The organism is Marinobacter sp. Hex_13, assembly GCF_001566815.1.
GTDB lineage: Bacteria > Pseudomonadota > Gammaproteobacteria > Pseudomonadales > Oleiphilaceae > Marinobacter > Marinobacter salarius.
Window position 1 is genome coordinate 1 of record NZ_LSMM01000016.1, and the last position, 10,373, is coordinate 10,373.

A 10,373-nucleotide genomic window follows, 5' to 3' on the forward strand; every position below is an offset into this window, starting at 1 on the left:
ACTAATATACGCGCCTCAAGACATTCCGCCTTAGCTCAGTTGGTAGAGCAAATGACTGTTAATCATTGGGTCGCTGGTTCGAGCCCAGCAGGCGGAGCCAAATAAGAGAAGGCCGGTATCGCAAGATACCGGCCTTTTTCTTTGTCCAATGATGGGGCGCCCTGCGGTCGCCTGCGACCGTAACCTGCTACATCCCACTCCCAAAACTTTGGGAAGGCTGTGGGAAGCGATGCATGCATCGCGAAGAAACGGACACCGTGCCGACCTTCAGAAGTGCGCCGAAGAGAACAGCACAGCTGTCCTCAGACACGCCTTCCCTATACCCATATAGTTTGGCGCCAGCTCCCACTCCTCAGCCCGATTTCCCTCTGCCACGGGAAAGTGAGAAAATCCGCCGCCAGAGAGCATTACGGGGCGGACATGGATAACAAACCACGCATAGGCTTCATCATTACCAAGGCAGAGACCGGTGGCGCCCAGCGATGGACTCTTGACCAGATTCGCCTTCTACAGGATGACATCCATCCCTTCCTGATCACAGGGGAAGACCAATGGCTGACACAAACCCTGGTAGCACTGTCCCCGCTGATTCTTCCGGACCTGCTTAGGCGATTACCCAGCCCGAGCGGACTAATGCGCCTTCGCCGCTATCTTCTGGACAACAATATCTCGGTTCTGGTCGCCAGCTCGGCAAATGCGGGTGTCTATGCCAGGCTGGTAAAGCTGTTTATTCCACGCTTGAGGGTCATTTATGTTTCCCACGGCTGGTCATCCATTTACAACGGCGGCAAGCTGGCCAGCATCTACACCCTTGCGGAACGCTTGCTCTCAACCCTGACCGATCTGGTGATCAACGTATCAAAAGCAGACGCCAGAAAATGCAGCGAAAAGCTAAATATCCCGCCAGGTAAAACCATCACACTGACCAATCGAACCCCCAAACCGACAAGACAGCCTGCAAACCTGCCGCCAAAACCGGTAAAGTTGCTGTTTTTAGGCAGACTGGCGCACCCCAAACGCCCGGACCTTCTGATTGATGCCGTTTCCTGCTTTTCGCAAGAGGAACTGACTCTCACGGTTGTCGGCTCCGGGCCTGCTCAAAAGGAAATGCAGGCAAACGCGCCAAACAATGTTTTTTTCGCAGGTGAGGTCCAGGCATTTGATCAGTTTCATCTTTATCATGCTCTTTGCCTTATCTCCGAAAGCGAAGGGCTGCCCATGTCCGCCCTTGAGGCCAAAGCCTATGGGTTGCCACTGTTACTGAGCGATGTGGGCGGATGTCATGAACTGGTCGGCGCCGGAAACGGCATTCTGTGTAACAACACACCCGAATCAGTCCGACACAGCATTGATCAACTGATAGCCAATATTGACGACATGCAGTCCGCCGCCAGGGCATCCGCATCCGATGCATGGCTAGAGCCGACAAAATCAGACTACTTAAGCGCCTATCTAGGCGCAGAATCAGGCATTTAAACCCATGAATTCGCACTTCATCCCGGTAAATCCGGCACGCCACAATCGCCTCCACGAGAGGTTGCTGCTCAATCCCGTGACGGGTCACATTACAGGGCTAGCCATTACCCTGTTCTGCGCACAGCTTTTTGCACATGGATCGATCTCAATCCCCCACGATCCCAACCAGCAACTATCGCTAATCACCCTGGCAACGATCTACATCTTCAATGCGCTCCTGATAAAAAAGATCGTTCGCTTCCCAGGTGGCCGCGGCTTTTCCTACAACGCCAGCATCACCCTCGCCCTGATTGCCTCGGCCATGTTGGTAATACTGGCCTTCCGCCTCGGATACTCGCGTAGCACACTATTTGTAGGCTTTGCTTTATTACTCGGTGTGCAATTTGTCAACTTTATTATTAACCGTCGCTATCGCAAACTTAAATTCGCTTTGCTACCCAATGTTCAAATAAACAATAAAGAAAGCGCCGAAAACATCTGCTTCAGAGACCTCGCTTCAACCGAGCTGTGTGAAACTCGATACGATGCACTTATCGTGGACACCGAATCCAAAATTGAAGACAACTGGCTGCGCTATGTCGCCCATCACAGCGCATCCGGTACAACGATTATCAGCAGCAAAGCGCTGAACGAAGCCATTAACGGCAAGGTCGATCTAAACATGCTCAGTATCCATGACATGGATTCCCTGCAGCCCAGCGCCGTTTATGTCATCGCAAAAAGGTTCGTCGACATTGCTTCTGCAATCCTCCTCAGCCCTATCGTGTTACCTGTTTCCCTGCTCGTGGCTATCGTCATTCGTTTCGAATCAAAAGGGCCAATATTTTTTGTTCAGGAACGAGTCGGGCGAAAGAACATCCCCTTCCGCATGTATAAATTCCGCTCCATGATCCCCGAAGATGATGACACCCCACGTTTTGCAGACATGGACGAACACCGAATCACTGGCTTTGGCAGTTTTATTCGCAAATTCCGTCTGGATGAACTTCCTCAATTTCTGAATGTACTGAAAGGCGACATGAGCCTAATTGGCCCACGGCCGGAACAAGCAGGTTTCGTAACAAAATTTGAAGAGGAAGTACCTTTTTACAGTTACCGGCACATAGTCAGACCCGGGATCACGGGCTGGGCACAGGTAAGCCAGGGTTATGCGGTCTGCACAGAATCAACTCGGGAAAAGGTGGAGCACGACTTTTTTTATATTAAAAACCTATCCCTGTGGGTAGATATCCTGATTGTACTAAAGACCATAAAAACCATTGTGACCGGGTTTGGCGCCAAATAAAATGACGCCTCCCCATTCAGCCAGCCATCTGCTGAGTAAAGACAGCTTTTTCAGGTATTTTGATCAAGGCCTAATTGCTCTGATCGTACTGGCAATAAATCTGATACCTCCACAAATCAGCAGCAGCGAAACTGCCTCACATATTCTCTATCAGGCTTCCTGGATACTACTGGGCAGCAGCATCGCGGCAGCGCTTTTTGGCGTTCCCATCATGGCAATCGCCAATTCAGTCAATGCCAACGTGATCCAAAAATGCGCAACATTGCACACAGTTATCCTGGCGGCACTCACTCCGCTGATAGCAGCGACATATTATATCGATAGCACCACGGGAAGCTTCCTTGTTTTCACGTGCATCTGGGCAACCATTGAACTGATGCGCAAGTCAGCCCTGTCGGGTAACCGTGTAGCATCTTCACTCGCCACCTCTTTGGTTTGCGTAGTTGCAATCACATGCGCGATGGCAGGCTTGTATCTGACGCAGAGCATTACCGCTTTCTGGCTAATCGCGACAGCCATAAACTTGCCGCTTTGCCTGTATTACCTGGCCAGCAACCTGCGCTTCAAAAGCGCCAGCAAACAAGCAGCATCAACCTCTGCCATTCTGAAAGCCGGCCTGCAAAGCAGCCTATCCTTTATTCTGGTATGGCTATCGACACAAGGGCTCTTCATCCTTCTGTACAAATTCACAGATAACAGTGCTTTTATTGAGCAGAAAACACTTTTCAGCTTGCTAGGTGTGTTCACACTACTGATGACGGTACAGGAAAACCGCTTTCAACCTCTGTACCGAAACATCATTTTCCGAGTAGATGCCGCCGCCCTGCGTAAGATTGAAAGAAACATTAACGTTGAGAATAGCCTGATTGCGATCATAGCCCTATTTACCGTGGTTGCCTGGTATTTCGCCACCAACACCGGCGGTTACATCGCCATAATTCTGCTTTATTTTTACCGGTTACTTTTCGCCTCCGCCAAAAAGTATGTTTACTTTCTGCGAGCACGAAACCTTTACCGCCAAATTCTGCTATCCAATCTTGCTGCATTCATCGCAGCACTGATAGCATCGGCGCTCATAGTAGCAGCATCCCCATACGCCATATCTTATGCGCTGGCAGTATATAGCGTGACTTTTTATCTTATTACCCGGTCTTTTTATTCGCTTGGAGTTAAACGATGGAATTAGCAGGCATCTTCAATACTGCCATTGGATCATCCAATGTTGGCGACCAGATCATTATGGATGCCTCTCTGCGCCAAGTAACAGACCTATTGAAAAACACACAACTGATCCATTTTTCCAGCCATGACCCCCTACTCTATCATTCACTAAAACTCCAGCGGGAAGTAAAGGCTAATATTCTCTGTGGCACCAACTGTCTTTCTTCACATATGCTTCTCAGGCCTGCATGGGCGGTAAACGCATTCACCGTCTTTTTCATAAAGCCTGTAATCCCTATTGGCGTTGGCTGGGGAGCATATCAAGGAGCACCTGACCTTTATACGAAATGGCTTCTAAAGAAAGGACTAACCCAAAGCGGTGTTATTTCTGTCCGAGATGAATATACGAAATCCAAACTGGCTACCTGCGGCATAAACAACACACTGAACACCGGCTGCCCAACCATGTGGAATCTCAGTGAGGAGCACTGCGATAGCATACCCAAACAAAAATCAGCAAAAGTAATATACACACTAACGGACTACGCAAGGGACATAGAGGCCGACGCACACTCAATCGAAACACTGCTGAGAAATTACGAACAAGTCTACATATGGCTTCAAGGTTCAAAAGATTTTCAGTATCTCCAGGATCTTCTCAATGAAAAAGAACAGTTGATGAAAAGCAATATCAAGCTTATCCCCCCATCACTGAAACAATATGACTCTTTCCTTGAAAAAAACCAGGTCGATTACGTTGGTACACGTTTGCATGGTGGCATCAGAGCGCTTCAACATGGGAAACGCACACTAATTATCGGGGTAGACAACAGGGCGAAAGAGAAAGAGAAAGATTTTGGACTACCCGTCATATACCGGGAAAACATCCAAGGCCTGGAAGAGCAAATAAATCGCCACAAAAAAACTGAAATACGGCTTCCGCTTGACCAAATCAATGAGTTCAAGGCTTCACTCAGGAATACATTCAGTTCCGGCCACTCGCCCCTTGAATATACTTCTTCTTAATTATGAGCAAGACAATTATTCATATAACAACCAGCCTTCATAACGGGGGGGCTGAAGCCGCTCTGTTTCGCCTTGTCTGCAATGATGAGAGCGACGATAAACATATCGTCATCAGCATGCGTGAGGCGGGCCTATATTCCAGCAAGCTGTCCGATAAAGGCGTTACAGTGCATCACCTTGACATGGGAAGCGGAAAAATTACCCTTAAAGGGCTTTTCCAGCTTGCTCGACTACTACGTCAATATCGGCCAACGGTCATTCAGACATGGATGTACCATGCCAGCCTTGTTGGAGGCATGGTCGCAAGACTGTGTGGTGAACGAAATATATATTGGGGCATTCACCACGCCACCTTCGATCCTGAAAGAAATAAAAAATCTACTCTTTGGGTTATTCGACTCTGCAGATTCGTTTCCAACATCATTCCATACAGAATCATTTATTGCTCACAAAAATCCTCCCAGCTACATGAGGAGGCAGGCTTCTGTCACACTAAAACACTCGTTATTCCAAACGGATACGAACTGGATAAATTCAAACCTCTTACTGAGAGTGAGCGCTATTCTCCTGCGAAAAACACGACCACCCTTGGAATGGTCGCCCGTTTTGACCCACTCAAGGATCACGAAAATTTACTAAAAGCGTTGGCACACCTCAGAAAGAGAAAGATCGATTTTGTTTGCCAGCTGATAGGCCAAGGGATGGATAAGGATAACAAGAGCATGCTATCCCTCATCAACAATTACGGTTTGGCTGGCAATATTGAAATGCTTGGGGAGCAGGAAGACATTCCCTACATCATGAATCAACTCGACATACATATTCTATCGAGTTCTGCCGAAGCCTTTCCCAACGTCATTGCCGAAGCAATGGCATGCGGCACGCCCTGCGTAGCAACAGATGTAGGAGATACAGCAACGATTATTGGCGGGCATGGCTGGGTTATACCTGCCAAGGATTACGAATCGCTCGCCGCAGCCGTCCAGCAGGCAATAGAGATGAAATGCCAAGCCCCTCAACAATGGTCAGAGCGGCAGAACCAATGCAGGGCTCATATCGTTAAAAATTTCACTATTGAAAGGATGATCAACAACTACAAGGCGGCTTGGTGCAACTAGCCGCCTTAACCAGAAATCAGCCTCCGTACCCATTCGGGTTTTTATTCTGCCAACGCCAATGATCCTGGCACATGGCGTCAATACCTCGTACAGCCTCCCAACCGAGCGTGCTGCAGGCATACGTCGGGTCCGCATAACAGACAGCCACATCACCAGAGCGACGCCCCACTACCTGATAAGGGACATCACGTGCCGAAGCTCTCGAGAAAGCCTCGATCATTTCCAGCACACTATATCCTTGACCAGTTCCCAGATTAACTGTCAGCAGGCCCTGTTTTTTCTCCAGCGCCTGTAACGCCGCCAGATGCCCCTCGGAAAGGTCCATCACGTGGATGTAATCACGCACCCCTGTGCCGTCATGGGTAGGGTAATCCCCACCAAAGACATTCAGCTGCTCCCGCTTGCCGATGGCAACCTGGGCAATGAACGGCATCAGGTTATTAGGAATGCCATTGGGGTCTTCACCAATCTCGCCGCTTTCGTGGGCACCCACGGGATTAAAGTAGCGCAGAAGGGCTATTCTCCAGCGGTTATCACTGGTGTAGAGATCTCGGAGCATATCTTCAATATGCAGCTTGGTGGCACCGTAGGGATTCGTTGCACTGAGAGGGAAATCTTCCCGTATCGGAACCGTTGCGGGATCGCCATAGACCGTCGCTGAAGAGCTGAACACCATGGTGCGTACGCCGGCACGTTCCATCGCCTCCAGCAACCGGAGGCTTCCAGTCACGTTGCAATCGTAGTACGCAAGCGGCATGGCAACAGATTCACCCACCGCCTTGAGGCCAGCAAAATGGATTACTGCCGCAATATCATGGGCTGAGAACAGGGCATCCAGACAGCTGGCATCACGAATATCCCCCTCTACAAAGGTTACCGATTTGCCGGTAAGCCGCTCAACACGAATCAGGCTCTCACGGCTGCTATTGCTTAGATTATCCAGCACCACCACTTGGTGCCCGGCTTCCAACAACAATAAAACGGTATGAGAACCGATGTAACCCGCGCCGCCCGTTACCAGGATACTTTTCATCGCTTACGCCTCCGAATCATCGGCCTTAGCCTCAGACTTGTCTTACTCAAACAGTGGTTTGTGGATGACACAGCGGAATCGTTCAACCGCCTAGAGTGGCTGTTGAACTTGCGGCAACCCAGAACATTCAGTGCTGCCTCCGCCACAAACGATAACCACGACAGATGAGTCTACTATGCCATTTTATCGCGCCAGTTTCCGCCATACCTTCAGCACCGGGGATACCGTTGAGCTGACCTCCCACCCCTACCCGGCCAATAGCTGGGAGCACGCCCGGCAACTGGCCGAAGCGTTTGGTTATGAGGATGTGCGGATTGCTGTCAAGGACCAACATGCCGATGGCCGTGTGACCGTTTACCCCATGCTTACCAGCGTTGAATGACCGCGTTCCTGGAACAAACCACAATCGATGAACACCGAAACGCTATCGCTTACCACCCACTCATGGGCAGAACCGATCACACCGCGCACCGCGCTGTGGTGATAACACGAGGGAACCCGCCCAGGCGGGTTATGAAGACGGTTCTTGTCGTTTCCTGAAAGGGGTGAGCGACAGGCCATCCTTGGCCTGAGGGCAAACTCAACCACTGTACTGTGTCGGATTACGGCTACGCCTAATCCGACCTACGTAAAACCAGCTAGCCGAATAGTCTTGTTTTGTAGGTCGAATTAGCCTGAAAGGCGTAATCCGACATACTGCTTAGCCAACAGCCACCTTAAACGATCGCAGCGATCAGCTGCTTCACGCAGGCTTCGATATCGTTCTCAGCCGTGTTGATCACCAACTCGGGCGTGGCCGGGGCTTCGTATGGGCTATCAATACCGGTAAATTCCTTGATGATGCCCTGGCGCGCTTTCTGGTATAGACCTTTAGGGTCGCGCTTCTCACACTCTTCCAGCGGCGCATCCACAAACACTTCCACGAACTCACCGTCTTCAAACAACTCACGTGCAGAATCACGGTCTGCGCGAAACGGGCTAATGAAGGCCGTCACCACAATCAAACCCGCATCCACCATCAACTTGGCGACTTCAGACACCCGGCGGATATTCTCGGTGCGGTCTTCATCACTCATACCCAGGTTCTTGTTCAGGCCGTGGCGCACATTGTCGCCATCCAGCAGGTAAGTGTGGTTACCCTGTTCGGTCAACGCCACTTCCAGCGCATTCGCCAGCGTCGACTTACCGGAACCGGACAGACCCGTCAGCCAGATACACTTGGGCGTCTGGCCCTTCACCTTGGCACGATCTGACTTAGTGACATTCGACTCATGCCAGACGACATGGGCTTTGGATTCGTTTGCTTTTTCCTGGTAGGGGGATTTCTCAGACATGGGAGCTCCTAAAAATAACAATCAAAATTTCAATCACCCAATTTTCCCGGGTCACGGTAAAAAGGGTTCTCAAATCGCTCGAGGTACATCCGGCCAACAAATTCAGAGCCGGGATAGTTCAGATGACCTGCATCACGATATAACGGCAGGCCTTTCATTTCCGAATAACAATAATTTTCATCACACATCACGCCGGCCGGATCGATGATAATCATTTCCGGGAAACGTAGCTTCAAATCAGACAATAGTGCGGACCAACGCTTATAGTCTTCCTGATAGTCACTCCGGATCATCCTGCAATCTTCAGCCCGACCAAACCGCAGGTTATTCAATGCACAAGAGGAAATATCACTTGGAAAATAAGGCGACCCTTTGATAATCACCGGGATACTGCCTTGCTCCAAAATACGCTCGAGCGTCCGCGCCATTGATGTAGCAAAAACTTGATTAGACTCTTCCAGGTTAGGCGCAAAGGGCGCCCCCTGCGGAACAAACATACCGTTATTCATATAGCGGCTGAAGCTACCACCCAGAATCACATACCCGAACCCTTCAGGCAGAAGCGTATTTTCGATATATGAATTACGTTCCGGGAAAACGCCATAGCGTACCCAATCTCCATCTTGCTGATAATAAAAATCCACACCCAGCATCAATGGAGTCCGGCTCTGTGTAACCTCGTAGCCCCTCAACTTTGCATCAGAAAGCAAAACATCAACCAGGCCGGAGAAATGATTGGCATGGGAGTCACCAACCAACAAAGCATCGACACTTTCCTTTTCCGCGCCGAGCCCACATTCATCACGTCCCAGTGGGCTTGTTACCGAACCTTCAATGCATCCATCCCTCACCTGATGAGCAGGCGTAGAAATCGCTTCCACCATAACAGCAAGTCGAGGGTCTACTAAGCCAGGAAACCCCCGAAAGTGAATAGTTACAACTGCGACGGCAATCATAAAAGCGGCTGGCAATACAAAAAGATATCCCACAACCTTTTTCCACGATGCCGACCGTAATGCCACAAAAGGCTTTTCGACATAAAGATAGGTCAAAGCCGCCAACAGGAAAGTACCCAAGAACACCGCCACACTCACTGATAAAGTAAGCGGAACCAGTTGCAGATTGAGAAACGCGATCAACGGCCAATGCCATAAGTAGGCGGGATAAGACACTTTTCCCAGAAACACAGACACCGGGTTGGACAGCAACCACCGGCTGACAGGCTCCCCTGTCCCTGAGAACAAAATGACAAGCAGGGTACCAACACAGGGAAACAGCGCATTCAAACCGGGAAACACCGTTTCATCACCAAAAGCAACCGCCGCGTAGCCGATTAGCAGGAGTCCAAGCAGCACAAGCGCACTGGAAACCGCACCGTTAACCTTGCTCAGCCAACGCACAGGCAAAAGGACTAGAACCGCCCCCAGCAAAAGCTCAAACGCGCGAGTCGGCATAAGATAATAGGTGGCAGCTTTGTAATGCAGGGCCCCCCAATGAGAAACCACCAGAGCCACCAACGTAATCACAATCACAGCCAACAGAAGATGACGGCGCCCGGTAGCGACAATCAACAACAGCGTTGGCCAGACCAGATAGAACTGCTCCTCGACCGCCAGAGACCACAAATGCAGCAACGGAATGGTATCCGCCCCTGCCCCGAAATAACCACCAACGGCATTCCACATGTAGAAATTGGCGGCAAACAGGGTGGAATAAATCACGCTACGCGAATAATCGACCAGCTCCGCCGGCAACATGTACATGCCGGCAAGCATACTGGTTGCCACTAAAACCAGAAAATAGGCTGGCGCCAACCGAATTACCCGGCGCTGGTAGAAGCTGCCGAAGGAAAACGTACCCTGACGAATTTCTTTAGCGACGATGCCAGTGATCAAATAACCAGAAATCACAAAAAATACATCAACGCCGACAAAGCCACC

At 50.2% G+C, this 10,373-nt stretch carries 9 protein-coding genes and 1 tRNA gene; 7 read left to right on the plus strand and 3 right to left on the minus strand.

Annotated elements, in window-relative coordinates; genetic code table 11:
- Positions 1-24: 24 nt before the first annotated feature.
- From AXW11_RS04030 to AXW11_RS04055, 6 genes are all read left to right on the plus strand, one after another.
- Positions 25-100: transfer RNA gene (locus tag AXW11_RS04030), tRNA-Asn, on the plus strand.
- A gap of 320 nt (positions 101-420) precedes the next feature.
- The gene (locus tag AXW11_RS04035; protein WP_286791888.1) at positions 421-1,476 is read left to right on the plus strand and encodes a glycosyltransferase; all 1,056 of its coding nucleotides are present in this window, start codon (positions 421-423) and stop codon (positions 1,474-1,476) included.
- Between the two features lie 4 nt (positions 1,477-1,480).
- Positions 1,481-2,761: a sugar transferase gene (locus tag AXW11_RS04040; protein WP_286791890.1), complete on the plus strand. Its 1,281-nt coding sequence runs from the start codon at positions 1,481-1,483 to the stop codon at positions 2,759-2,761.
- 1 nt (position 2,762) lies between these two features.
- A complete protein-coding gene (locus AXW11_RS04045) occupies positions 2,763-3,947 on the plus strand; it encodes a hypothetical protein (protein ID WP_286791891.1) in 1,185 nt (394 codons plus the stop codon).
- Positions 3,938-4,948, plus strand: coding sequence for a polysaccharide pyruvyl transferase family protein (locus tag AXW11_RS04050; RefSeq protein ID WP_286791892.1), 1,011 nt, complete (start codon positions 3,938-3,940; stop codon positions 4,946-4,948). Before AXW11_RS04045 ends, AXW11_RS04050 begins: the two co-directional genes overlap by 10 nt.
- Positions 4,949-4,950: 2 nt before the next feature.
- Complete coding sequence (locus AXW11_RS04055; RefSeq protein WP_286791894.1) at positions 4,951-6,066, plus strand: glycosyltransferase; 1,116 nt, start codon at positions 4,951-4,953, stop codon at positions 6,064-6,066.
- 16 nt (positions 6,067-6,082) lie between these two features.
- On the opposite strand, the gene galE is transcribed toward AXW11_RS04055, so the two are convergent.
- Entirely contained in the window at positions 6,083-7,099 is a 1,017-nt protein-coding gene (galE, locus tag AXW11_RS04060; RefSeq protein WP_286791895.1) for a UDP-glucose 4-epimerase GalE, read from the minus strand.
- 175 nt (positions 7,100-7,274) lie between these two features.
- Here galE and AXW11_RS04065 point away from each other — a divergent pair, with 175 nt between their 5' ends.
- The gene (locus tag AXW11_RS04065) at positions 7,275-7,481 is read left to right on the plus strand and encodes a hypothetical protein (RefSeq protein ID WP_286791897.1); all 207 of its coding nucleotides are present in this window, start codon (positions 7,275-7,277) and stop codon (positions 7,479-7,481) included.
- A gap of 334 nt (positions 7,482-7,815) precedes the next feature.
- Here AXW11_RS04065 and cysC read toward each other — a convergent pair whose 3' ends face one another.
- Together cysC and AXW11_RS04075 are read right to left on the minus strand one after the other, a co-directional pair.
- Positions 7,816-8,433 (minus strand): adenylyl-sulfate kinase, encoded by a 618-nt coding sequence (gene cysC, locus AXW11_RS04070; RefSeq protein ID WP_286791898.1) that lies wholly within the window; start codon positions 8,431-8,433, stop codon positions 7,816-7,818.
- Positions 8,434-8,462: 29 nt separating this feature from the next.
- Positions 8,463-10,373, minus strand: a 1,911-nt coding sequence (locus AXW11_RS04075) for an acyltransferase family protein (RefSeq protein ID WP_286791900.1), incomplete at its 5' end; no start/stop codon positions are given.